We start from the raw sequence: 25,398 nt of genomic DNA, 5'->3' as shown, positions 1-25,398 counted from the left end.
GTTATGCTGCGGCGCTTGTTGTTTGTTATTTGTTGCGCGCTTGCGAGTGGCTTATCTGTTCGTTGTCCGTGATATGTAATAATGCTGCCAATAGAAGGGGCTAAGATTGAGTTCGGTTGTGTTTTTATGTAAATTCCGCCACCGCATAAAATTTGGATAAATTAATGAACTGCATCTTTTCGCATACTTGCTATAAAAATATTGCTGAGTCGCAAGCCTCAGCCTGCAGCAATTTGGATAAGTCTGTATGTGAAGATTGCCATTATCAATCGCGCTATATGATAGATAGAAGTGGTAAGTTATTTGGCGCAGAGATTTATTCAACTTGGTATCAGCACAAATATAGCCAAGCTCAAGGTTATCCCAGCCTCACCCATATTCATGATTTTAAGAAAATGTTGCGTCAGTTATTGGCTAAATTGGAGCAAGGGCAAGACTTGAACCTTGAAGGTTCGCGGTTTTTTTTGACCATAGAGCGCATTCATTTACTGGATATCACCATAGTTAACACCTTGATGGAGCTCTTTAACTATTTAGCTAAGCAGCAAATGACACTGACTTTACTGCTGCATAATAGCAATACGGCATTAGCTGAATTTACCTTCGAGGCCAAGTATTTATTAAAAGATCTGGGCGTGCGTTTATGTTTAATGAATCCCTCGATTGATACTCTTTCCTCAGCCAATTTGCATCTTTTTGAGTGTTTGCTGTTTAACACTACTAGGTTACGTCAAGAATGTACGCGTCTGCCCGAGCAAGTGGTGGTCGATAAACTGTTTATGCTGCGTGAACGTGGCTTTGGTTTAATTCTCGCAGATGTGCAATCTGCTGATGACTATAACTTTGGCTTGAATTTGCCTTTTTCTTATTTTTATGCGGAACATCTACACCATGATGTTGCATAGATCTACGGTTCAATATAGCAGCATACTGTCTCTTGTTGTCGGCACCTTTCTTATCATGCTGCTGACGGCCTCTTTGTGGGCGAGTAAGTACACGTTAACTCAGTTATTAATGTATAAAACTGAGCAATTGAATCTTTTTTACGACCAGCATATGCATAATGCCCATAGGCAAATGATGGCGCTTAAAGAGCAATTAGCCTTAGTCGAAGAAGAGCAGTGCAATAGCGAACTGATTGAATTGTTGCGCCAGCAAATGTATGACAGGGATGAGCACTATGTCCCTATGGTGTATCTCAAAAAACAAGCGTTATTTTGCTCGGCATTAGGGGCTATGCCTACCCCTGAAAACATAGTGGAAATGTCCACCAATGTGGCAGGTCTTGGCCTGTATACCATTAAATATCCTGATGGTAACGTTAAGGTATTTGTGGGAATTGATGATAACGATGTACAAGTATTTAGACGATTATTACTAGGCTCAAGATTTAAAACCTTGCTTAAAAATAGCTGGTTTCTATCCGGTGCTGTCATTAAGGTCGGTGAGCACACTTGGTTTACTGTCGGGGCAACACACGAGCGTGGCCAAATGGTGCATGTTGATAGTGACGAAACGCCATTAGCATTTACCTTGAGTTCAAGCCAGCAGGTTAAGAATCACCTGTGGCTGTTTTATTTCGTGCTGATGTTGGCTATGTCATCTTTTGTCGCTTGGCTGACCTTTCAGGCGCGCGGCGCACTAACCACTAGATACTGGCAACATAAATTCACTAAAGCATTGAATAATGAAGAGTTCAAGCTTGAGTTTCAGCCGGTGTTTGATACCCGCACATCAGAAGTGGCTGGCGCTGAGACATTGTTGCGGTGGCAGCATAAAGGCCACCAAGTACCAACGGTTGATTTTATCGATAAGCTCGAGCATAGCCCGGCTATGGTCGCTGTGACTTTATGGGTCATAGAGAGTGCGCTGCGGGAATTAAAATCCTTATTAGTGTCAGGCAAATTGCGCTGGTGCAGCATTAATATCAGTGCGCAAGATATTGAGTCTGGCTCAGTGCTTAGTATGCTGGATAAATGGCAGCAACAAGGTTACCCATTGGCGAGCATTAATTTTGAGTTGACTGAGCGTTTACCCATTTCTGATTGGCCTCAAGCGCAAGAGTTCGTGGCGGCGTGCCAACATTATGGCTGCGGCGTAAAACTTGATGATGTTGGTACTGGCTATGGCAGTCATTTATACCTACAACAATTGCCCTTTAATGCGATTAAAATCGATAGAGCTTTTGTGAGTTTACTGGGGTCGGCTGAAAGTAAGCTGTCACTTGTGACTACCTATGTGGATATTGCCAAAGAAATGCAGGCCGATGTGATTGCCGAAGGGGTGGAAACTCAAGAGCAGGCCGAGATTTTACAAGAGTTGGGTATTTATCTGCATCAAGGCTGGTATTACGCTCGGTCTATGGATGCCGATGAATTGCGACGTTTTATCTTAACTCGTTAAACGCTTTGTCCTTAATGAATTAGCTAATAAGCATTAAGCTTTTAGACCATGAAATCTATGGTCTAAAAGCAAGTATCTTGATGATTATGATTTAACTGCTCGCAGGATCACGAATTTGCCATTACTGGCAGCCGTTTGGCAATTACCAAACAGCCGTTTTAATTTAACGTGATAATTAAGATGGCGATTGCCCACCACCTGCAATAACCCGCCCTTAGCTAACTGCTTACGGGCATCCACAAACATCTGCCACGCAATATGATCAGTAATGGCCTCGCCTTGATGAAACGGCGGGTTACACAGCACTAAGTCAACAACATCCTCTTGACCCATATGGGTTAAACAATCATCCCAATGGAAGTGACCGCGCTCGGATTCAAACTGATTTATTTGCCAGTTATCCGCGGCGCTTGCCACTGCCATTTCAGAATCATCCACAAAATGAATGTGCGCTTTAGGATAAAGTTGAGCGGCGCGCAGTCCCAAGACGCCATTACCACAACCTAAATCAATCACAGAGCCAAAGTCACCACTTGGCATATTATCGAGCATAATGCGCGCGCCAATATCTAACTTACTGGATGCAAACACATTGGATAGGTTAGTGAGGGTTAACTGATATTCGGGTACGGCCCAAGTTTTGGCTGTGGCTGCGCGGCGCACTCTACCATCAAAAATTGCGGTGATCACTCGCGTCTTTTTAAAGGTTAAACTGGCACTTGCCTCGCCAAAATGCTCTTTAATCAAAGCTAACAGGCTAGCATTGATGACCTTAGCTTTAGCGGCAATCAATACCTTAGCGCCAGGCACTAAACTTTGACTGAGTTGCTGCAGTTGCTCCCGGAAAAAATTAAGGTTTTTAGGAAGCTTCATTAACACTTGAGTGTCAGCTTGGTTAAGGGCTGCGCGAGCATTAAGATAAGTAATCTTTGGATTAAGCCCATTAGCCAGTAAATTTTGCGCTATGCCCAATTGACTGGTTTTAGCATCCGACTGAATACTAATGGCAAGTTCTGGGAAGCGGCGACTTAGGCCACAACACAAGGCACCAAACTGATCATTGATGAGGCTGCAATGAGCTATGGGCGAGTTCGCCATCTCTGTCATAAAGATATTAATTAAATGCTCGTCACCTGCGTCCCACGCTTGAAGATTCGACACTTGATCTTGTGGGTAACGATGCAAGGTGAGTGTGTCTTCACCCAATTGCCACTGGGTTAGACTGCTTGTCTCAGTGCTAGTATTAGCAGACTGAATGCGGCTCTCATTATCGACGGATGACACAAAGCATACCTTTATAAATCTAAAATTAAGCAAGACGGTGATTATCGCAGATAACCCTGTAAGCGCCCACTATTTATCTGCTAAGCGAGGAGCTCATGACTAAACCAGCTATATGTCCCATCAGCCTTTTTCCCCGCTATATTAGCCAAGAGTTCAGTCAGCAATTACAAGATGAATCGCGCACTTACCCTTTTACTCAGCCACAGATACGACTATTTGGCAAAAGTATCGCTATACCGCGCCAGCAAGCATGGTTTGCCGACTCAGGTTGTGATTATAAATATTCATCGTTAATGATTACTGCTAAGCCTTGGCCAAGCATGTTAGCGCAATTGCGCCAACGCTTAATTACAGATTTTGGTACTCCAGTGAATGGCGTATTAGTGAATCACTATCGCCATGGTGAGGAGTCCATGAGCTGGCATAGTGATAATGAAGCTGAAATTGTTGATAGCAGCGATATTTATTCCATCAGTTTAGGGGCCACGCGGGACTTTTTGCTGCGGCATAGTAATGGTGAAAAGCTCACCATCCCCCTGCATGATGGCGACCTCTTAATCATGCATTATCCTATGCAGCAAGAATGGCAACATAGCCTGCCAAAGCGCGCTAGAGTGCAAACCAGTCGCTGGAATTTCACCTTCAGGCAAGTGACGCCCTATTTTCATGAGAGCTAGCGCAGGTGCTATTTAATGCAATTTGATCTTTATCTCATGAGGGTTTACATTGCGCTTGCCAATTTTATTTAGAGATATGGATATGAGTGCCACAGTTGCAAGTAAGATCCAAACTAAGATAGAGCAAGCTTTCGCGCCTCAATATTTAGAGGTGCTTAACGAAAGTAATCGCCATCATGTGCCACCCAATTCTGAGACTCACTTTAAATTAGTGATAGTGAGCGGTGAGTTTGAAGGGCAGAGATTACTGAGTCGTCATCGTAGCGTTAACTCTTTACTCGCGGATGAATTAGCTAACGGCGTCCATGCCTTAGCCATGCATACTTATACACCAACAGAGTGGGCAGAGCAGAGCGGCGCACCTATGTCACCTAACTGCAAAGGTTAAGCTAACTTATTGAGCTCAAAAAAAGCCCCTGATGGGGCTTTTTTATTGGTAAAAAAATGTACTTAGCTATTAATTGGGTAGCTAATAGATTTTTATCTATCACCAAGTAGATTAACAGATAATAAGTAGTTCCAAGTGTTGCTAACTAGATGCGGATGGAAATAAGTTGTTATCGAATGACGGATGCCGTTATCATGAAATATCTGGAGGCGCAGCACAGCATTGGCTCAAGTAGACTGAGCCAATAGATGAGCCCTTACTATTGCTTAAGCTTTAGTAACAAGCCCTTATTATAAAACCCCCTTGATTGTCACTGGAGCTAGGTATGCCGTTACTTGATAGTTTTACCGTTGATCATACACGCATGAGCGCGCCTGCGGTGCGAGTGGCTAAAAATATGAAAACCCCTTCAGGTGATGCCATTACTGTATTTGACCTTAGATTTTGTATCCCTAACAAAACCTTGCTCAGTGAGCGCGGTATCCATACCTTAGAGCATTTATTTGCTGGCTTTATGCGTGATCATTTAAATGGTGATGGCGTTGAAATTATCGATATCTCGCCCATGGGTTGCCGCACAGGTTTTTATATGAGCTTGATTGGCACACCTTCTGAATTAACGGTGGCAGAAGCTTGGCTAGCGGCAATGGCCGATGTACTCAAGGTGCAATCAGAGGCGCAAATTCCTGAGCTTAATCAATATCAATGTGGCACATACGAGATGCACTCCCTTGATGAAGCGCAAGAAATTGCTAAAACCGTGATAGCTGCAGGCATAAGTGTGAATCGTAATCAAGAGTTAAGCCTAAGTGACGAGTTGTTAAAGGGCTTGTAGCAAATGGTTTTGGTGCTGATTTAGTGAAAAAGGGGGAGTTAATTACTATTAGCTTTCCTTTGTTTTTTTTTAAAGGTCAATGTGACCCACTTCAAATCTGGTGTTAAAAAAACCTCCATCTAATTGATATTAAAGTCTACTCAAGTCGAATTCCTACCGTATACTGACATTTGTGAATCAAATGCATTAGTTAAATTGCCAAAAGGTTGCCTGTTGTTGTTTTGGGCTTGCAAGTTGTAAGTGATTAAAAGCTAATGCATTTTCAGCTTATATTCGTTAATTGCTGTGCTTAACTGGGTTTAACGTTCACAAACGCTATTTCCAAAATCAAGTTTTACTTAATTCAAGGACTTGAAGATGAAAAATGGTAATGATTTTCGTAGCAGGAATGCATCAGTTGCGTTAAAATGCGCGCGTGCAGCGTGATTGGGCTCGCATTTCTGTAAATAATCTGCGCTAACTCAACCCTTAACCGAGCAGCTCTTGGTTTAAGAGACAGAAATGTGGCGCATTGTCTTTCCTTCAAATGTAGTGCTTGCGGATATGATTACAATTAACAAAGGATTGGATCTGCCGATTGCCGGTAGACCAGAGCAAGTTATCCATAATGGCCCAGCCATTAAACATATAGCTACTTTGGGTGAAGAGTATGTTGGACTGAAACCTACCATGAAAGTCAAGGAAGGTGATCACGTTCAAAAAGGGCAGGTGATTTTTGAGGATAAGAAAAATCCCGGCGTTAAATATACTGCTTTAGCCAGTGGCACAGTTGTAGCAATTAATCGTGGTGCAAGACGGGTTTTTCAATCTGTTGTTATTGCTCAAGATAATTCTGCAGGTGTTAAATTCAACCAATACCCAGCCAATGAACTTGCCGCATTAGACGGTGAGTTAGTGCGTTCAAACTTGATTGAATCAGGTTTATGGACCGCTATTCGAACTCGTCCTTTCAGCAAGGCTCCCGCGGTGGATTCCGTGCCTGCTGGGATTTTCGTGACCGCCATTGATACTCAACCTTTAGCCGCTGACCCTCTGTTGGTGATTAAAGAGCATGAACAAGACTTTGCTAATGGTTTGACGGTATTGTCACGGTTAACTCAAGGCGATGTGTATTTATGTAAAGCGGCCGGCGCGCAAATGCCAGCAGTTAACGCGAAAGTACATGAATTTGCTGGCGTGCATCCTGCAGGCTTAGTGGGTACTCACATTCATAACTTGTTGCCCGCATCAGCTAAGCGCACGGTATGGCATGTGAATTATCAAGACGTTATTGCCATTGGCTTATTATTCACCACCGGTGAGTTATATACCGACCGAGTGATTGCCTTGGCAGGTCCTAAGGTGAAAACGCCGCGTTTGCTGCGTACTCAAATGGGCGCATGTGTCAGTGAACTCGTTGCTGGTGAAACCCAAAGTCAAAACGATCGCGTTATTTCAGGTTCTGTCCTTAATGGTCGCACCGCGAAAGGACCGGTTGATTACCTAGGTCGTTTCCATTTGCAGGTCAGCGTGCTGGAAGAAGGCACAGAAAAAGAATTTTTAGGCTGGGCTATGCCTGGTAGCGATAAGTTCTCTTTCACTCGTACATTCTTAGGCCATCTTAATAAATCAAAACTGTTTAATATGACTACAAGTACCGGCGGTTCAGATCGCGCCATGGTGCCGATTGGTATGTATGAAAGAGTTATGCCGTTAGACATTTTACCTAGCATGTTGCTGCGCGACTTGTTATCGGGTGATAACGAAGGCGCGATGGCATTGGGTGCATTGGAACTGGATGAAGAAGATTTAGCGTTATGTACCTTCGTATGTCCTGGTAAGTATGACTATGGTGTCTATCTGCGTGATTGTCTGGATATCATAGAGAGGGAAGGCTTATGAGTTTGAAAGATTTTATCGAACGTATTGAGCCGCAATTTGAGAAAGGCGGAAAATACGAAAAATGGTATGCCCTCTACGAAGCAGCGGCGACTATTTTCTATACCCCAGGTAAAGTGAATAAAGGGGCAACCCATGTTCGCGATAACCTAGATCTCAAGCGCATGATGATCTTAGTGTGGGCCTGTACATTTCCAGCCATGTTTGTGGGTATGTACAACGTTGGTCTGCAAGCCCAAGACGCATTAATTACAGGTTTTGGTACGCCGGATATTTGGCAAGTTAGCTTGTTTAGTTTGTTTGGAGCGCAGTTAACTCCCGATGCTGGTGTTGCTACCTTAATGTGGTATGGCGCGTGTTTCTTCCTGCCAATTTATGCCGTGACTTTCGTGGTCGGTGGTTTTTGGGAAGTGTTATTTGCGTCAGTGCGCGGCCATGAAATTAACGAAGGCTTCTTCGTTACTTCCGTGCTGTTCTCCCTGACCTTGCCTGCAACTATTCCGTTATGGATGGTGGCGCTCGGTATCACTTTCGGCGTGGTGGTAGCTAAAGAATTCTTTGGTGGCACCGGCCGTAACTTCTTAAACCCAGCGCTGGCGGGACGAGCTTTCTTATTCTTTGCTTATCCACTGAATATGTCTGGCGATACTTCTTGGGTGGTAGCTGATGGTTTCTCGGGTGCGACTGCTCTGAGTCAAGCCGCCAGTGGCACGCTTGAATATGGCTTTACACCTGCGTGGTGGGATGCCTTCTTTGGCTTTATTCCAGGCTCTATCGGTGAGGTATCAACCTTAGCTATTTTGCTTGGTGGCGCCATTCTTGTTTATGCCCGCATTGCCTCATGGCGCATCATCTTAGGTGTGTTCTTAGGCATGGTAGTGATTGCAACCTTACTGAATGTTGTTGGCAGTAACACTAACCCTATGTTTGCTATGCCTTGGTATTGGCACTTAGTGTTAGGTGGTTTTGCTTTCGGTATGATGTTTATGGCAACCGACCCTGTCTCTGCGTCATTTACCAATCAGGCTAAATGGGCCTATGGTTTCTTGATTGGCGCTATGGTGGTGTTTGTTCGCGTGATAAACCCGGCATTCCCAGAAGGTATGATGTTAGCGATTTTATTTGCCAACTTATTTGCCCCTCTATTTGACCACTTTGTGGTTCAGGCAAATATCAAGCGGAGGATTGCACGTGGCTAGTCAAAAGGATTCGTTCGCAAGAACGCTAATAGTTGTCGTCGGTTTATGTTTGATATGTTCGCTTTTTGTATCAACCGCAGCCGTATTGCTTAAGCCAATTCAAACTGAAAATAAATTGTTCGACCGCCAGAAATATATTCTGGAAGCCGCCAATTTACTCGACAGCAAGAATGCCGATATGACTCGTCAGCAAGTTCTGGCCACTTATGGCAAGTTTGTTGATGCGCGAGTAGTTAACCTTAAAACCGGTGATTTTATTGCTGGCGTTGATGGTAACACTTATGACATGGCAAAAGCGGCGAGAGACCTAAAAACCTCTTTTGTGCCTGAGCATGATATTGCCTCAGTCAAGCGCGTGGCTAATGATGCCCTGGTGTATCTGATTCACGATGAGCAAGGCAAGTTAACCTCAGTCATTCTGCCGATTAAAGGCTATGGCTTATGGTCAACCATGTATGCCTTCTTAGCTCTTGATCCAGATATGAACACCATTCAAAACTTAGTGTATTACGACTTCTCAGGCTCAGGTGAAACACCAGGTCTTGGCGGTGAAGTACAAAATCCTAAGTGGATTGCCAAATGGAAAGGTAAAAAGCTGTTTGATGAACAAGGTGAGTTAGCGATTAAAGTCACTAAAAACCCTGCCGTTGCTGAAACAGTTTATGGTGTCGATGCGTTATCTGGCGCCACCTTAACCAGCAATGGTGTGCAATACTCACTGCAATTTTGGTTAGGCAACGAAGGTTTTGGCAAGTTTATTGACAAGGCCCGTGATGGAGGTCTGAGCTAATGGCTGATGCAAAAGAACTGAAGCAGGTCCTTACCGGACCCATCATTAATAACAACCCAATTGCATTGCAAATTCTTGGGGTATGTAGTGCCTTGGCTGTGACCAGTAAAATGGAAACTGCCTTGGTCATGAGCTTGGCATTAACTGCGGTTACTGCTTTCTCTAACTTATTTATCTCATTAATTCGTAACCAAATTCCGAGTAGTGTGCGGATTATCGTGCAAATGACTATTATCGCCTCGTTAGTGATAGTAGTCGACCAAGTCTTACAGGCCTATGCCTATGACGTGGCTAAGCAGTTATCGGTATTCGTGGGTTTGATTATTACTAACTGTATCGTAATGGGCCGCGCCGAAGCTTACGCTATGAAAACCCCGCCTATGATGAGCTTCATGGACGGTATTGGAAATGGTTTAGGTTACGCCGCAATTTTATTATCTGTCGGTTTTGTTCGTGAGTTATTTGGCAATGGTTCGCTGTTTGGTGTGGAAATTCTGAAGAAAGTGTCTGAAGGCGGTTGGTATGTACCTAACGGTATGTTGCTGTTACCTCCGAGTGCTTTCTTCTTAATTGGTATCCTGATTTGGATCATCCGTACCTATAAGCCAGAGCAAGTAGAAGCAAAAGGATAATAAGATGGAACATTACATCAGTCTGCTCATCCGCTCTATTTTTATCGAGAACATGGCATTAGCCTTCTTCTTGGGGATGTGTACTTTCTTGGCAGTATCAAAGAAAGTTTCTACATCTATGGGCTTAGGTGTGGCTGTGATTGTGGTGCTTGCGATTTCGGTGCCAGTTAATCAAATCATTTACCAAGGTATTCTGGCTCCTGGCGCGTTAGCTTGGGCTGGTTTACCGCAAGCCGATTTGAGCTTCCTTAAGTTCATTACCTTTATTGGCGTCATTGCTGCGTTAGTACAAATTTTGGAAATGGCTTTAGATAAATATTTCCCACCTTTGTATAACGCCTTAGGTATTTTCTTACCTTTGATCACCGTAAACTGCGCTATTTTTGGTGCCGTATCTTTCATGGTTGAGCGTGATTACACCTTAGGCGAGAGTTTTGTTTTCGGTGTGGGTTCTGGCATAGGTTGGGCGCTAGCTATCGTGTTATTGGCAGGTATTCGTGAAAAGCTGAAATATGCTGACGTACCTAAAGGTTTACGTGGCCTAGGCATCACATTTGTGACCGCAGGTTTAATGGCGTTAGGTTTTATGTCGTTCTCTGGCGTGTCGCTGTAAGCGATTGCGTTGGACTAAGTCTACGACCTTAAAGGATAAGTAAATGGATATTCTCGGTATATTTAAGTCGACTCCGCTTGAGGTTTACTTGGGTGTGGGTATGTTCACCGCGATTGTTCTGATACTGGTTTTGGTGATTTTACTCGCCAAGTCAAAACTAGTATCTAGCGGTGATATCACCATTGGTATCAATGGTGATCCTGGAAAAGCGATTACTACAACGGCCGGTAACAAGCTGTTAGGTGCCTTGGCATCGAATGGTATCTTCGTCTCTAGTGCTTGTGGGGGTGGAGGCTCGTGTGGCCAGTGCCGCGTGCATATTAAGTCGGGCGGTGGTGATATTCTGCCGACTGAACTTGATCACATCAGTAAAGGTGAAGCTAAGCATGGTTGCCGTTTGGCCTGTCAGGTAAATATTAAAACTGACATGGAAATCGAGCTTGAAGAAGAAATCTTTGGTATCAAGAAATGGGATTGTGAAGTCATTTCTAACGATAACAAGGCAACCTTCATTAAAGAACTGAAGCTGCAAATTCCTGATGGCGAAACCGTGCCTTTCCGCGCGGGTGGTTATATTCAGATTGAAGCGCCAGTACACCATGTTAAGTATGCTGATTTTGATGTACCAGCACAGTATCGTGGTGATTGGGAACATTTCGGTTTCTTCAAGCTAGAATCGATAGTGGATGAGCCGGTAATCCGCGCTTACTCAATGGCAAACTATCCTGAAGAATTTGGCATTATCATGCTGAACGTGCGGATTGCAACACCACCACCACGTAACTTGACGTTACCTTGTGGTAAAATGTCATCGTATATTTGGAGCTTGAAAGCCGGTGACAAGGTCACTATTTCAGGTCCATTTGGTGAGTTTTTCGCAAAAGATACCGATGCTGAAATGGTCTTTATTGGTGGCGGTGCGGGTATGGCTCCGATGCGTTCACACATTTTTGATCAGTTAATGCGTCTTAAGTCTAAGCGTAAGATGAGTTTCTGGTACGGTGCGCGCTCTAAGCGTGAAATGTTCTATGTAGAAGATTTCGATGGATTAGCGGCCGTAAACGATAACTTCCAGTGGCATGTTGCTCTGTCTGATCCTCAGCCTGAGGATAACTGGGACGGTTACACTGGCTTTATCCATAACGTCTTGTACGAAAACTACCTGAAAAGCCATGATGCTCCAGAAGACTGTGAGTTCTACATGTGTGGTCCACCTATGATGAATGCAGCTGTAATTGGTATGCTTAAAGACTTAGGTGTTGAGGATGAAAACATTCTCCTCGATGACTTCGGTGGTTAATTAAAGAGAGATATTAGGTCCAATGTTTAAGACCTTAAGCTATTGGCCAGCCCTTGTTGGGCTGGCTTTTTTCATGGGTGGTTGCTCACCAACACCTGATATGGTCAAGCTTTCTGGCCAGACCATGGGGACGACTTATCATATAAGCGTGGTTGCTAATGATAAGTTACCGAGTAGCGAACAATTACAGCAACAAATCGATACAGCGCTTGAATTAGTCAACGATCAGATGTCGACCTATCGTCCGAACTCAGAATTGTCGCGCTTTAATCAAGCGGATATCAATACACCTATTGCCGTTTCAATGGATACCATCAAGGTGATTGCCGCTGGCATTGATTTACAGCAAAAGACCGCGGGTGCGCTTGATATTACCTTAGGGCCTTTGGTTAATATGTGGGGTTTTGGGCCAGATAAACGTCCCACCACAGAGCCAAGCCAAGCACAAATTGATGACGCAATGACTCACACCGGTATCGATAAGATAACCATTGATGGTGTGACGTTAGCAAAATCTACGCCTGGGCTATACGTTGATTTATCTTCGATTGCCAAAGGCTTTGGTGTTGATAAAGTGGCTTCGATTTTGGCTAGCTATCAAGTCACGGGTTATTTAGTTGAAATTGGCGGCGAAATCTCTGCTTTTGGCCATAAGACTGACGGTAGTTCATGGCGTGTTGCCATTGAGCAGCCCAGTGATAATGGCCGTGAAGTACAGCAAGTGATTGAGCTTGGTAATATGGCGATGGCTACCTCTGGGGATTATCGCAATTATTATGAGTTTGATGGTGAGCGTTTTTCTCATCTTATCGATCCGCGCACCGGTTATCCTATTAAACATAACCTAGCATCTGTCACTGTATTGTATGAAAATTGCATGATAGCAGATGGTTTTGCGACGGCTATGATGGTGTTAGGTACTGAATCATCATTAGCATTGGCTCAGAAATTGAATTTAGCTATCATGTTGATTGAAAAAAATAACCAAGGTTTTGTTGTGCACTACAGTCCGGCCTTTAAGGCTTACCTGCAAGCTCAATAAGCTGTTGACTCTAGTTGGAGTGTTTCATGAGTACTTTTATTGCTGCATTTGTTGTGTTACTACTCTTTTTCTTATTGATGTCGGTAGGTTACATTGTTAAGCGTAAGGCAGTGGCTGGCAGTTGCGGTGGACTAGGTGTACTAGGTATCGAAAAGGCTTGTGACTGTGACGAGCCTTGCGATAAACGCAAAGCTAAAATGGCCAACGCTGAAGCCGAGGCCGAGCGGGCCGCCAAGTATGATGCTAATCGCATCATATGATGTTAAAAACCGCGACTACGCGGTTTTTTTTTGACTATAATTTTCTTTAATGGAAATAAAGTCATGGAGACGCAATGGCAGGCCAGCCGCAATTTATCCTCAATTCTGTCATAGAGTTGACTCAACAACGTCAAATAATTCCGCTGGCAACATCGTTAGTCAATACTGTCGCCCAAACCTTAAATGCTGAATGGGCGGCCATCATAGACGTGCGCACCGATAGAATATTGGCATATAAAGGTGAAACGCCTAAGTGGCAATGGCATGCTTTGGTGAAAAGTTGTCAGCAAGAGCGGCAATTGTTAGTGGATGATGCCTTAGGGATTGCGGTCGCTATTCCGATTTTTTCCAATCAAAATGTCAGTCATGTGTTGTACGTGGTGTCATCATCGTTAGGCTTAACCCAGCAATACTTACTCAATGGTTTTGCCCGCATTTATGAAAACTTCTTAGGATTAGTGCATGAGAGTGAGTCGGACTCTTTAACCTCATTGCTAAATAAAAAAGCCTATATATCCAACATCGAAAAAATGATTGAGCAGGCTAAAACCTTAGAGCCTTGTGAGTTACAACCTGTCTTTCCTTGGTTAGCTATTTTCGATATCGATCATTTTAAAATGATTAATGATTCTTTGGGCCACCTTTATGGCGATGAAATCCTACTGCAATTGTCTAATGTGATGATGACTACCTTTGCTGAGACTGATGTATTATTTCGCTTTGGTGGCGATGAGTTTGTAGTCTTGTTATCACCGCGCACTAAGCAAGATGCCGATGCCCTGTTTCGGCGCTTTAAAGCTAATGTCCATGGTTTGCGTAACGATAAATTGCCGACATTTTCAATATCTATTGGTATTTCGCAAATAACTGAAGCGACCAATCCTAATCAATTAGTCGCTGATGCTGATAAAGCCTTGTATTACGTTAAAGAACATGGCCGTGATAACTATTGCTTTTTTGGCGATCTCATTCGAGATAGCAAAATTGCTGCCACCATTTACCCTGATGATATCGAGTTGTTCTGATTAGTTTGCCTATTTGTGGTTTGCAAGGTCGCTGTATATGCTTAAGCGTGTCGATAAATTGCTGCTGGAGAAAGTGTGAAAGGACAAACTCAGATACTTCAGGCATTAAATGCCCAACTTACGGCCGAATTGACGGCCATTAACCAATATTTTTTACACGCCAGAATGTTCAAAAATTGGGGTTTAAAATGCCTTAATGACAGTGAATACCATAAATCCATTCAAGATATGAAACATGCAGACTTATTGATTGAGCGCATCTTGTTTCTTGAGGGCCTACCTAACTTACAACGACTAGATAAAATCAATATCGGTGAGCATCCGCAAGAAATGCTAAAGAGCGATGAGGCTATGGTCGAGTCGCAGCTAGTGTCTTTACGGGCGGCTATCGCTTTATGTGAGCAGTTACAAGATTATGTGACTCGAACCATATTAGCTAACATTTTGGAAGATGAAGAGCAGCACCTCGATTGGCTTGAAACTCAAACTAGTTTGCAGCAACAACTGGGATTGGCTAATTATTTGCAATCGCAAATGGGAGATGATTAATGAAAGGCCAACAAGCAATACTGGATCTGCTTAATCGCTTACTAGCTAATGAGTTGTCAGCCATGGATCAGTATTTTGTCCATGCTCGCATGTATCAAGACTGGGGCTTAGATGCTCTGCATCAACGCATAGAGCATGAGTCACTGGATGAGCGTCAACACGCCTCTAAATTGATTGAGCGAATTTTGTTTCTAGAGGGCAAGCCTAATGTCGCTGTTCGGAACGGTTTCGCGATTGGTGCTGATTGTCAGCAAATGTTAGCCAATGATTTAGCCTACGAATGTCAGGTTGCCACTGATTTACGAGCAGGAATACAGCTGTGTGAGCAATTGCAGGATTACCCGACTCGGGAGTTGTTAGTCTGGCTTTTGGAAGAAACTGAAGCCGATCACATGCATTGGCTAGAACAGCAGTTAGGTTTGATTGCTAAGGTTGGTTTAGAAAACTACTTACAATCGCAAATCCGCAGCGCGACTTGAACACTGTTTACTTATACAGTATCGTGATGGCAGTAGAACGATGTTAGATGAGCCATGCGCAAAATTATACACATAGATATGGATTGTTTTTATGCTGCCGTTGAGATGCGGGACAATCCAGAATTACAAGGCAAGCCTATAGCCGTTGGCGGGAATAAAGATAGGCGCGGCGTGATCAGTACCTGTAATTATCAAGCCCGAGTATTTGGGGTCCGTTCGGCCATGGCATCGGCTTATGCGCTGCGTTTGTGCCCAGCGTTAATTTTAGTGCCAGGTCGAATGGCCGTGTATAAGCAAGTATCAGAGCAAATCCGCGCTATTTTTTTAAAATACACAGATAAAGTCGAACCCTTATCCCTCGATGAAGCTTATTTAGATGTGAGCGATAGCCATTACTGTCATGGCAGCGCAACATTAATCGCAGCGGCCATTCGCCAAGAAGTTTTTGAGCAAACAGGGCTTACGGCATCCGCCGGCATTGCGCCGCTTAAGTTTCTCGCTAAAGTGGCCTCAGATTTAAACAAACCTAATGGCCAATACGTCATTCGCCCAGAACAAGTGGATTCTTTTATAAAGCCATTGGTGCTCACTAAAATCCCTGGGGTCGGTAAAGTCACGGCGCAAAAATTGGAGCAATTGGGGTTAGTGACTTGCGCTGATATTCAAGCCTATGACAAACACAAGTTAGTGCATCAATTTGGTAAGTTTGGCCAAAGTTTGTATCAACGTGCCCACGGTATTGATGAGCGCGACGTGAGCCCAGATAGAATAAGAAAATCGGTTGGGGTCGAAACTACCCTAGGTCAAGATATTTTGACCTTAGCTCAATGCCAGCAAGTGTTAGCTAAGTTAATTCCAGAATTAGATAGACGCATTCAGGCGAGCGCTGATGGGCGGGTGATAGCTAAGCAAGTGGTCAAACTTAAATTTAGCGATTTTAAGCAAACCACGATTGAGCACAGGCAAGATCAATTGTCGGTTAAGCTGTTTTATCAATTGTTAGAGCAAGCGCTAGTGCGTAGCCATGGGCGCGGTATTCGCTTAGTTGGGATCGCCGTGGGTTTAGGTGAGAAAGCCATAAGCCAAGTCGATGCGTCATTGCAGTTAGATCTTGGCTTATCTTTTTAATGATCTTTAATTGCTAACGAGTGTTAAGTCTGCGCTGTCATTGATGGCTTGCTCCATAGCTATGCAGCAGTGGTTCAACGGTAACTCGCATGCCGTGTGAGATATTTTCAATGGCGCGGGTTAACTCATCATTAGACATATCTTCCACTAAACGCACGCGAATATTGGCGCGGTATACAGTTTCGCCGATTGAGCTGACCATCATGCGGCTATGCTCAAACTCATCAATTTGCGCATCAATATCCATCAATAAATGCTGAATGTCGTGGGTGAGCCCTTGTCTATCTAAGCAATCTAAGGTTAAGAATTTAGTGATGGTATGCGGTGCTGGCACTGCTGCTATCTCATGGTATTGAAAGATTAATTGCGGCATGGCTTGGGATAATGCCTGTTGCAGCGTTAACAATTTTTCAGTGTCTATTTCTAGTTTAATCAGAGCGCTAAATTGGCCATCGAGTTGGATAAGCTTGCAGGTTAGCCAGTGGGCTCCTGCTTGGCGGCTGACTTTGGCAAGTTCGGTCAAGGTATTGGCAGCTATTTTGCCTTGCACATTAGTGATTAATGTTTGTTGCATCATTTACCTCGTCATTGATGAAAGCATCGGTAGGGTTAAATCGTTAACTCATCATAGCTAGATATTCTGGGTGAAATTGTGTGCTAGCGCATGCTCTGCGACTAATAATCCTAACAGCAACTTATTGTTTACTTCCAACAAAAAGGCCCAAATTATCATTTGGGCCTTTTGGAATAACATAACGCTTATCGCATTAATCTTTGGCTGGAATAGCTTCTAATACGGCTAGCAATAATTGCCAATATTGACCCACAGTGGTGATATTGACCATTTCATCAGGGCTGTGTGGGAAGCGAATGGTAGGGCCAATGGATACCATATCCATGTCTGGATAAGGCTTCTTAAATAAGCCACACTCAAGACCTGCGTGGATCACCATAATGGTTGGCTCTTTATGATAAATCGCCTGATAGGTATCGCGCACTATGGCCATCACAGGTGAGCTATTATCAGGTTTCCAACCAGGGTAAGCGCCATTTAAGGCTAACTTAGCGCCCGCTAACTCGGCTAATGCCTGTAAACGACCTTCAACTTCACTGCGACCTGAGTCGATTAATGAGCGAATTAAGCACAACAAAGTAGCTTGCTGCTGATCAAGGCTCACTACCCCAAGGTTTAATGAGGTTTCAGTTACGCCAACAATTTCATCGCTCATGCGCTCAACACCGTTAGGGCAAGCGTGCATTAAACGAATAAATTGCTGCTGTGTGGCCAAGGTTAATACTTGGCTAGGCATGGCGATTGGCGTCAGGCTCAAGCAAACGGCAGGATCAGCAATGGCTAACTCATCACGAATAATCCCTTGGAAGCTATCCATGGCTTGGCTAAATTCAGCTAAATCGGCTTGGTTAATCACTAGCTGACATTTAGCTTCACGTGGAATGGCGTTACGCAGGGTGCCGCCACTAAAGTTAGCTAATTGCAGCGCTTGGCCATGCCCCATTAAAAAGCGTGCTAACAACTTGTTGGCATTACCGCGGCCTAAATGAATATTGACCCCAGAGTGGCCACCTTTTAAGCCAGTCAGTTTTAATTCAAACGCCTGGGTTGCCGTTGGCGCTTGCCATTCAAGTGGCAGAGTAATGCTAGCATCCACACCGCCAGCGCAACCCATGTAGATTTCGCCTTCTTGCTCTGAATCTGTGTTGATCAGAATGTCGGCATCTAATAAACCCGCTTCCAAACCAAAGGCGCCAGTCATGCCAGCTTCTTCATCTATGGTCAGTAGCACTTCTAATGGGCCGTGGGCAATATCATCCGCTCCTAAAATCGCTAATGCAGAAGCCATGCCTATGCCATTGTCAGCGCCTAGGGTGGTGCCTTTAGCTTTTACCCAGTCACCATCGACATAAGCTTGAATTGCATCGGTAGTGAAATCATGAGTTGTGTCGTCATTTTTCTGCGGCACCATATCGATATGCGCTTGCAGAACAACGATTTTACGGTTCTCCATGCCAGGGGTGGCAGGCTTTTTGATGATGAGGTTACCGACAGCATCTTCTTTAAGAGCTAGACCTTTAGCTTTTGCCCAAGCTTGAATGTGTTGGCTTAGCGCGTGCTCATATTTAGACGGGTGAGGAATCGCGCAAATTTGTTCAAACCACTGCCATAAAGGCTGAGGGGATAACTGACTGATAGCGGTCACAGGCACACTCCCTGAAAGACGAATAAAAGTGGATTGCTATAGGCTCAGCAATCGAGATAAGTCATGGAGTGTATCACAAGCCGAATATCACAGGTAATGGCCGATAACACTCAAGGTAATACTTGTTCATCTTGCCGGTATTTGTAGCTTGCAAGGCTCCTTAATGGAATACAGTGAATGGTGTTGTTTTTAAATTACATGGGATACATTTTATACTTTTACTTATTAAACAACGACTTAAGTTTGCGTTTGACTGGTGGCGATTATCTGTTCTAACTCCTAGTTCTGGTAATAAAATTACAATACAATTAAAAGGAACAATATTTAGCCCAGTATGTTGTAATAAAATTACCAAAGCGTATAATTACCTTCGTTGGTTGAGAAGAGACCTGTTAGGCCCTCAACCCCCTCTAGTCATCCAGGATGGATAATTCTCCAAGGAACCGAGTGACAAGTTGTCTCCAAGGATATGAGAACCTCTAGTTCCAGGGAACCGAGCCAAGCTTCATCTAGAGTATTTTTTTCACAACTTTGTTAGGAGAGCAGTACCATGATTTATCAACCTATGCACAATATTTATTGGCAGAACACTTGGTTTAACCCTGCGGTTCTGCGTGGCGGTATTTACGCCATGGTTTAATCGGGCCACTTGCCCTCACAGCTTGCTGTGAAATTAAGTAATGTTTGACCATTAACCTTTGTTACGTCCATTTGGATGTGTTCCAGATTCAAGTAATGGCGAGTGACCATCGCATTACCTATATGTAAATAGATGTTGTTCTATTTCATATTCATTCCCTTCTAGGAATACTTGAACTGTTTTTTGCCTACTCGTTTGAGTAGGCTTTTTTTTGGGATTTTTTTAACTTGCTTCCAAATTGCTAATAAGCTGTGGCTGTTTTGCTCCCCGAACAAAGTGTTTCTCCAAAACCGTGTAACTTGGCTGGTTTGACCTGGGGTTGCCCCTTATAATTAGCGCCCTTAGATGTAAGTGTCTATTCACATTTTTGGCACTCTCCCACCTTTTGATACCATCAAGGAACCTTGTTCCATGTTAGAAAAATTATTTAAGCTGTCAGCCAATAACACCACCCTTAAACAAGAAGTGATCGCAGGCGTTACTACCTTTTTAACCATGGCGTATATTATTTTCGTCAACCCTATGATCTTAGCCGGCGCGGGCATGGATCAAGGCGCCGTGTTTGTGGCCACCTGCGTGGCTGCGGCGATTGGTTGTATCGTCATGGGCTTAATTGCCAATTATCCAATAGCCTTAGCCCCAGGCATGGGTTTGAATGCTTTTTTCACTTACACAGTGGTAGGTGAAATGGGTTATAGCTGGGAAACGGCGCTCGGCGCAGTTTTCATGTCAGGCATATGTTTTATGGCACTGTCATTAATGCGTATTCGCGAATGGATTATTAACTCCATTCCAATGTCACTGCGCATCGGCATTGCTGCGGGTATTGGCTTGTTTTTGGCGTTAATCGCCTTACAAAATGCTGGCATAGTGGTGAGCAATCCAGCCACCTTAGTGACTATGGGTGATATTACGTCATTCAGTGCTGTGATGGCTGCGTTAGGTTTCTTCTTAATCATTGCCTTAGTGCAGCGCGGCGTTAAAGCTGCGGTCATCATCAGCATTTTAGCTGTGACTGCCTTAGGGGTATTATTCGGTGGCATTGAGTATCAAGGCCTAGTGTCTTTGCCGCCATCGGTGGCACCAACGTTCATGCAAATGGATATCGCCGGCGTTCTTGAAATCTCTATGATTTCAATCGTGTTTGCTTTCTTGTTTGTTGATTTGTTTGACACCTCAGGCACCTTAGTGGCGGTTGCCCAGCGCGGCGGCTTTATGGATGACAAAGGGCGTTTACCGCGCTTAAATCGCGCCTTATTAGCTGACAGCACAGCGACCATAGCAGGCGCGGCCTTAGGCACCTCAACCACCACGAGTTATATTGAAAGTACTGCTGGTGTCAGTGCTGGTGGGCGCACAGGCTTAACCGCAGTCGTGGTTGGCATCTTATTTTTACTGTCGTTATTTATATCGCCACTGGCTGGTATGGTGCCAGCTTATGCTACTGCCGGCACACTGTTTTATGTGGCCATTTTAATGATGTCAGGCCTGGTGAATGTGGAATGGGATGACTTAACCGAAGCGGCGCCTGTGGTAGTTGTTTGTATCTTAATGCCATTAACTTACTCAATCGCCACTGGTATTGCCTTAGGTTTCATTACTTATGGCGCAGTTAAGCTGTTAAGCGGGCGAGTGCGCGACTTAAATATTGGTGTTAGCGCGCTGGCGTTAATGTTTTTAGCGAAATTTATCTGGGGCTAATGCCCGCAGTTATTCACTAAAAAATGCCTTAATTACGGTTTGAAATTGCGGATTAAGATGAATTAATCCGCAATCTTAGATATTTTCACTTGATAATCGGCTGATAGCTACCAATTTCCGCGGGGATTGGGTATAAGAAAGCTTTTGGCTGTTAAGCTTAAATCTCATGAATACCAGTGAAATTGCATACCGCCGCGTGGTGGTAAAATTGGGCACCAGTGTACTAACCTCTGGTAGCCGCAGTCTTGATAAAGCGCAGATGGCAGAGCTTGCTCGTCAAATGTCTCATCTTATGAAAGCCGGCGTTGAAGTTGTATTGTGCACTTCTGGCGCCATAGCCGCAGGGCGCGAGCATCTCAAGCATCCCCCTTTGCCCGATACCATGGCCAGTAAACAGTTATTGGCGGCCGTTGGTCAAAGCCAGCTCATCTTAGCTTGGTCACAATTATTCAGTATTTATGGATTTAACGTGGGTCAATTACTGCTGACCCAAGCCGACTTACATGATCGTGAGCGTTATCTTAATGCCCGCGACACCCTTAACGCCTTATTAGCTAACGGCATTATTCCTATCATTAACGAGAATGATGCGGTTGCAACCAATGAAATCAAAGTCGGCGACAATGACAATTTATCAGCGCGCGCGGCCTTGTTGTGTGATGCTGATTTACTGATTTTGCTGACCGATCAGCAAGGTTTGTTTGATGCTGACCCAAGAACTAATCCTGATGCTAAGTTAATTTGCCAAGTGAACACCATAGACGATAGCCTGCGACAATTAGCGGGTGGCTCAGTCTCAGGTCTTGGCACAGGTGGCATGGCGACTAAATTGGAAGCGGCGGATATTGCGCGCCGCGCCGGTATTGAAGTTGTGATTGCGCCAGGCCATCAAGTTGATGTCATTAAAAAGCTGGTATGTAAGCAAGCCGTGGGTACTCACTTTAGCGCCATTGAACACCCGCTTGAAAGCCGTAAACAGTGGATTTTGGCCGGCCATAAGGCCAATGGCCAACTCATGCTTGATGACGGTGCGGTGAATGCCGTGGTTGCTAAAGGTCGCAGCTTACTGTCTAAAGGCATTACTCAAGTTGACGGTGATTTTGTGCGCGGTGACACCGTACTGCTAGTCAACCAAGCCGGGCGCGAAGTCGCTCGCGGCTTAAGCCGTTATGATGCCCATGCAATGACCTGCATCGCCGGTCATCATTCAGATAAAATCGAGTCTTTATTGGGTTACGACTATGGTGATGCCGTAGTTCATAGAAACGATATGGTGGTGTTATGACAATCGACAAACAAGCCTATTTAGAGCAGTTAGGTCAGCAGGCCAAACTGGCAAGTTTTGAACTCGCAGGTCTAAGTAGCCCTCAAAAGAATCAATTGTTGCAAGCCATAGCTACGTCTCTAAGCGCTGCTAAAGCCACTATTCTGGCTGAAAATGCGAAAGATGTGGCAGCCGCCCGCGCCCAAGGCCTTAATGATGCCATGATTGACAGATTACTGCTCGATGACGCGCGCCTTGATGGCGTAATTAGCGACATTAGTAATGTGATTTCATTAGCCGACCCAGTGGGCAGCGATATCGATAGCAAGCGCTTAGATAATGGTATGCGTTTAAGCCGTCGCCGCGTGCCACTTGGGGTGATAGGGGTTATCTATGAAGCACGCCCTAATGTGACTGTGGATATTGCAAGCCTTGGTTTAAAGACAGGGAACGCCGTAATTTTACGCGGCGGTAAAGAAACGCGTTTATCTAACTTGGCCTTAGCCGCTGCTATTCGCTCAGCATTAGTGTCGCAAGGGATCAGCGCCAATGCGGTGCAGTTGATTGATTCTCCAGATAGAGAACTAGTAAGCGGTCTACTTAAGTTAGATAAATATGTGGATATGATAGTGCCGCGCGGCGGGCATAAATTGCAGCGCTTATGTGCTGAGCAAGCCACTATTCCGGTGATCTTAGGCGGCATAGGTATTTGCCACATGCTGGTGGATAAAGATGCTAACTTAAGCAAAATCGCCCCTGTGGTGATTAATGCTAAAGTGCAGCGCCCAACCGTATGTAATGCCTTAGATACCTTGCTAGTGCATCAAGCGGTTGCAAATGAAGTGCTACCAAGCTTATGCCAGCAATTACAGCCGCATGGCGTACGCTTTTATGGCTGCGAGCAGACCCTAGCCATCACTAAAACTGCCAGTTTAGATATGCAAGCGGCGACGGATGACAGCTTTGCCACTGAATGGTTATCTTTGACCTTGGGCATTAAAGTGGTGGCTGATTTAGATGAGGCTGTGGCTCATATTCGCCGTTATTCTAGTGGCCATTCTGAAGCGATTCTCACCGATAATATTGCAAGCGCCGAGCAATTTGTGAATCAAGTGGATTCTGCGGCTGTGTATGTTAACGCCAGCACTCGTTTCACCGATGGCGCGCAATTTGGTTTAGGTGCTGAGGTTGCGGTATCTACCCAGAAGTTGCATGCCAGAGGCCCGATGGGACTTGAAGCCTTAACCACCTTTAAGTGGGTCGCTTTAGGTGATTACACGGCGCGGACTTAAGCTTAAGCAGCCAATGGCTGATAAGTTTAGCTGTTACCCATAGCATCAAAAAAGGTCGCCGCGGCGACCTTTTTGTTGTTAGCGTTTTAATCAGTAATCAGTAATCAGTAATCAGTAATCGGCATTATTCGGCGGTGGCGATGGCCGCAAACTGGGCTCGCAGCGCTTTCGCTAATTCATTGGCATTGAGTGACATTTGTAGGCCACGCTTGCCAGCACTGATATAAATGATGTCAAAGCTTGCCGCCGATGCATCAATCACAGTTTTCAGCTGCTTTTTTTGGCCTAAGGCGCTAATGCCGCCCACTAAATAACCCGAACTTTTTTGCGCTTCGCTAATAGATGCCATATTAAGCTTCTTAAGCCCTAAGGTTTTGGCCAAGGATTTTAAGTTTAATTGCTGGCTCACAGGCACTAAGGCGACAGCGACGGGTGCGCCGGTGGCCGATTCCGCCACCATTAAAGTTTTAAAGACTTGATGCGGGTCGAGCCCTAATTTTTCAGTAACTTCATTACCAAAGTCGTGGACATCTTTATCGTGATGATACTCATGCAAATTAAACGCGAGTTTAGCTTTTTTTGCGGCGACAGTTGCGGGTGTCATAGTTCCACCTTGTTAAGTTGTGACAGGCGCGCGAGCGTGTTAGCTCGCGGCTTTAAAATGATTCACAGTGGCTTAAAACTTTTTGTCAGCGTTTAACTTGTGCCTGCTTACGGCTTATTTTAACCAACAGCTTAGGCAGTAGTTGCTGTAAGGCGAGGGCGCTTAAGATAAATCCCATGCCGACAAAAGTGGCAGTCACTATTTGCTCTTTAAGAATGAGTGCAATTAACGCCATAGATAAGAGCGGCGTTAAAAATACTAAGGTGCTGAGTTGTGACGCGCTTTTGGCATTCTTTAACGCTAATAGCCACAACACAAAGGTGATGCCCATTTCAAATAAGCCCACATAAATACCCGCCGCTAACGCTTCAAGTGAGAAGCTTGGCAGTGGCTGCGTCAGTGCTAACGCTAAGCTAATAAAAGGCAGACTAATACAAAAGCTTAATAACAAGCTAACGACGGCGTCACCCGTATCTTTGGTATTTACTATCCAATACAAACACCACAATACTGTGCTGGCGAGTGCCAGTAACACGCCAACAGGTTGCTCAAACTGTAAACCTGCCCACTCGCCGCCGGTAGCAATAATCACTACGCCAATATAAGCGGTCACGGCTGCAATTAAATCGCTTTTTCGTAGCGTTTGCCCAAGTAACGGTACGGCTAATAGTGGCAGTAAAATCGCCCAGGTATAATTGAGCGCTAAGGCTTGCTGCGCGGGCAGTAAGTCATAGGCTTTAAATAACACTAAATAATATAAAAAGGGATTGAGTAAGCCGGTTTGCAGGTAAAGCCACGGGCTGCGCATAAATTGCCGAGCAATGAGATGGCGCTTGCCTTGCACTACCACCAGTGCGCCTAAGGTCACAATGGAGGTGACAGTGGCCACAAATACTAATTGCAGCGGGGTAAAAAATCCCAGGGCGATTTTAAAAGCGGTGGCGACCGTTGACCACAGTAAGATGGCGGCGAGACCAAAACAATAAGCAAGATGATGGGGCTTCACACGGAGTCCTTTCACAAACAATTGAGCCGCATTCGCGCTAGCTCAAGGCTAAATGTGGCTGCATTATACCCATTGGCACCCGTTCTTCGTTAAATTAGATAAAAATTTTTAAACCTGCCCTTGTTTTTTAAAATGCTATCCCAATATATCAGTTAACAGAGGTTGAACCTTGAAGTGAGCGGCTATTTTC

25 protein-coding genes are annotated in these 25,398 nt (G+C 44.6%); 20 read left to right on the top strand and 5 right to left on the bottom strand.

The window, feature by feature from the left end:
* Positions 1–164 precede the first annotated feature (164 nt).
* On the top strand, positions 165–905 hold the full coding sequence (locus AC1HDP_RS08570; protein WP_479638429.1) for a hypothetical protein: 741 nt from the start codon (positions 165–167) through the stop codon (positions 903–905).
* Positions 892–2,403 carry an EAL domain-containing protein gene (locus AC1HDP_RS08565; RefSeq protein WP_479638428.1) on the top strand — a complete coding sequence of 504 codons (1,512 nt, stop codon included), beginning with the start codon at positions 892–894 and terminating at the stop codon, positions 2,401–2,403. Before AC1HDP_RS08570 ends, AC1HDP_RS08565 begins: the two co-directional genes overlap by 14 nt.
* An 84-nt stretch (positions 2,404–2,487) precedes the next feature.
* Here AC1HDP_RS08565 and AC1HDP_RS08560 read toward each other — a convergent pair whose 3' ends face one another.
* Positions 2,488–3,660, bottom strand: coding sequence for a methyltransferase (locus tag AC1HDP_RS08560; protein WP_479639860.1), 1,173 nt, complete (start codon positions 3,658–3,660; stop codon positions 2,488–2,490).
* Between the two features lie 122 nt (positions 3,661–3,782).
* Between AC1HDP_RS08560 and AC1HDP_RS08555 the strand changes: the two genes are divergently transcribed.
* The 15 genes from AC1HDP_RS08555 (at position 3,783) to dinB (ending at position 16,482) form a co-directional block, all read left to right on the top strand.
* Entirely contained in the window at positions 3,783–4,364 is a 582-nt protein-coding gene (locus AC1HDP_RS08555) for an alpha-ketoglutarate-dependent dioxygenase AlkB family protein (protein WP_479638427.1), read from the top strand.
* An 82-nt stretch (positions 4,365–4,446) separates the two neighbouring features.
* Complete coding sequence (locus tag AC1HDP_RS08550; protein ID WP_479638426.1) at positions 4,447–4,752, top strand: BolA family protein; 306 nt, start codon at positions 4,447–4,449, stop codon at positions 4,750–4,752.
* Between the two features lie 325 nt (positions 4,753–5,077).
* Positions 5,078–5,587, top strand: a complete 510-nt coding sequence (luxS, locus tag AC1HDP_RS08545) for an S-ribosylhomocysteine lyase (RefSeq protein WP_479638425.1) — start codon at positions 5,078–5,080, stop codon at positions 5,585–5,587.
* A 543-nt stretch (positions 5,588–6,130) separates the two neighbouring features.
* Positions 6,131–7,468, top strand: a complete 1,338-nt coding sequence (locus tag AC1HDP_RS08540; RefSeq protein WP_479638424.1) for a Na(+)-translocating NADH-quinone reductase subunit A — start codon at positions 6,131–6,133, stop codon at positions 7,466–7,468.
* Entirely contained in the window at positions 7,465–8,664 is a 1,200-nt protein-coding gene (locus tag AC1HDP_RS08535) for an NADH:ubiquinone reductase (Na(+)-transporting) subunit B (protein WP_479638423.1), read from the top strand. The genes AC1HDP_RS08540 and AC1HDP_RS08535 overlap by 4 nt, the downstream gene beginning before the upstream one ends.
* Positions 8,657–9,454 (top strand): Na(+)-translocating NADH-quinone reductase subunit C, encoded by a 798-nt coding sequence (locus AC1HDP_RS08530; protein WP_479638422.1) that lies wholly within the window; start codon positions 8,657–8,659, stop codon positions 9,452–9,454. The genes AC1HDP_RS08535 and AC1HDP_RS08530 overlap by 8 nt, the downstream gene beginning before the upstream one ends.
* Positions 9,454–10,086 (top strand): NADH:ubiquinone reductase (Na(+)-transporting) subunit D, encoded by a 633-nt coding sequence (locus AC1HDP_RS08525; protein ID WP_140933386.1) that lies wholly within the window; start codon positions 9,454–9,456, stop codon positions 10,084–10,086. The genes AC1HDP_RS08530 and AC1HDP_RS08525 overlap by 1 nt, the downstream gene beginning before the upstream one ends.
* A gap of 4 nt (positions 10,087–10,090) precedes the next feature.
* On the top strand, positions 10,091–10,699 hold the full coding sequence (nqrE, locus tag AC1HDP_RS08520) for an NADH:ubiquinone reductase (Na(+)-transporting) subunit E (RefSeq protein ID WP_140933385.1): 609 nt from the start codon (positions 10,091–10,093) through the stop codon (positions 10,697–10,699).
* Between the two features lie 43 nt (positions 10,700–10,742).
* A complete protein-coding gene (gene nqrF, locus AC1HDP_RS08515) occupies positions 10,743–11,999 on the top strand; it encodes an NADH:ubiquinone reductase (Na(+)-transporting) subunit F (protein ID WP_479638421.1) in 1,257 nt (418 codons plus the stop codon).
* Between the two features lie 22 nt (positions 12,000–12,021).
* Positions 12,022–13,041, top strand: a complete 1,020-nt coding sequence (locus tag AC1HDP_RS08510; protein WP_479638420.1) for an FAD:protein FMN transferase — start codon at positions 12,022–12,024, stop codon at positions 13,039–13,041.
* 26 nt (positions 13,042–13,067) lie between these two features.
* On the top strand, positions 13,068–13,301 hold the full coding sequence (nqrM, locus tag AC1HDP_RS08505; protein WP_479638419.1) for a (Na+)-NQR maturation NqrM: 234 nt from the start codon (positions 13,068–13,070) through the stop codon (positions 13,299–13,301).
* Positions 13,302–13,375: 74 nt separating this feature from the next.
* Positions 13,376–14,326: a GGDEF domain-containing protein gene (locus tag AC1HDP_RS08500; protein WP_479638418.1), complete on the top strand. Its 951-nt coding sequence runs from the start codon at positions 13,376–13,378 to the stop codon at positions 14,324–14,326.
* A 75-nt stretch (positions 14,327–14,401) separates the two neighbouring features.
* On the top strand, positions 14,402–14,875 hold the full coding sequence (bfr, locus tag AC1HDP_RS08495) for a bacterioferritin (protein ID WP_479638417.1): 474 nt from the start codon (positions 14,402–14,404) through the stop codon (positions 14,873–14,875).
* Positions 14,875–15,354 (top strand): bacterioferritin, encoded by a 480-nt coding sequence (bfr, locus tag AC1HDP_RS08490; RefSeq protein ID WP_479638416.1) that lies wholly within the window; start codon positions 14,875–14,877, stop codon positions 15,352–15,354. The genes bfr (AC1HDP_RS08495) and bfr (AC1HDP_RS08490) overlap by 1 nt, the downstream gene beginning before the upstream one ends.
* Before the next feature lie 54 nt (positions 15,355–15,408).
* Positions 15,409–16,482, top strand: coding sequence for a DNA polymerase IV (gene dinB / locus AC1HDP_RS08485; RefSeq protein ID WP_479638415.1), 1,074 nt, complete (start codon positions 15,409–15,411; stop codon positions 16,480–16,482).
* 37 nt (positions 16,483–16,519) lie between these two features.
* On the opposite strand, the gene AC1HDP_RS08480 is transcribed toward dinB, so the two are convergent.
* Both AC1HDP_RS08480 and AC1HDP_RS08475 read right to left on the bottom strand, forming a co-directional pair.
* Complete coding sequence (locus tag AC1HDP_RS08480) at positions 16,520–17,059, bottom strand: ACT domain-containing protein (protein WP_479638414.1); 540 nt, start codon at positions 17,057–17,059, stop codon at positions 16,520–16,522.
* Positions 17,060–17,249: 190 nt separating this feature from the next.
* Positions 17,250–18,701 (bottom strand): aminoacyl-histidine dipeptidase, encoded by a 1,452-nt coding sequence (locus tag AC1HDP_RS08475; RefSeq protein WP_479638413.1) that lies wholly within the window; start codon positions 18,699–18,701, stop codon positions 17,250–17,252.
* A 1,051-nt stretch (positions 18,702–19,752) separates the two neighbouring features.
* Here AC1HDP_RS08475 and AC1HDP_RS08470 point away from each other — a divergent pair.
* The 3 genes from AC1HDP_RS08470 (at position 19,753) to AC1HDP_RS08460 (ending at position 23,598) form a co-directional block, all read left to right on the top strand.
* On the top strand, positions 19,753–21,042 hold the full coding sequence (locus AC1HDP_RS08470; protein ID WP_140933375.1) for an NCS2 family permease: 1,290 nt from the start codon (positions 19,753–19,755) through the stop codon (positions 21,040–21,042).
* Positions 21,043–21,208: 166 nt separating this feature from the next.
* Positions 21,209–22,327 (top strand): glutamate 5-kinase, encoded by a 1,119-nt coding sequence (gene proB, locus AC1HDP_RS08465; protein WP_140933374.1) that lies wholly within the window; start codon positions 21,209–21,211, stop codon positions 22,325–22,327.
* Entirely contained in the window at positions 22,324–23,598 is a 1,275-nt protein-coding gene (locus AC1HDP_RS08460; RefSeq protein ID WP_479638412.1) for a glutamate-5-semialdehyde dehydrogenase, read from the top strand. The genes proB and AC1HDP_RS08460 overlap by 4 nt, the downstream gene beginning before the upstream one ends.
* Before the next feature lie 124 nt (positions 23,599–23,722).
* Here AC1HDP_RS08460 and ybaK read toward each other — a convergent pair whose 3' ends face one another.
* Together ybaK and AC1HDP_RS08450 are read right to left on the bottom strand one after the other, a co-directional pair.
* Complete coding sequence (gene ybaK / locus AC1HDP_RS08455; RefSeq protein ID WP_479638411.1) at positions 23,723–24,202, bottom strand: Cys-tRNA(Pro) deacylase; 480 nt, start codon at positions 24,200–24,202, stop codon at positions 23,723–23,725.
* Between the two features lie 85 nt (positions 24,203–24,287).
* A complete protein-coding gene (locus tag AC1HDP_RS08450; RefSeq protein WP_479638410.1) occupies positions 24,288–25,208 on the bottom strand; it encodes a DMT family transporter in 921 nt (306 codons plus the stop codon).
* Positions 25,209–25,398 lie beyond the last annotated feature (190 nt).

The sequence above is a fragment of the Shewanella sp. ISS20 genome (genome assembly GCF_056522965.1).
This window is presented reverse-complemented; position numbering and strand designations above follow the sequence as displayed.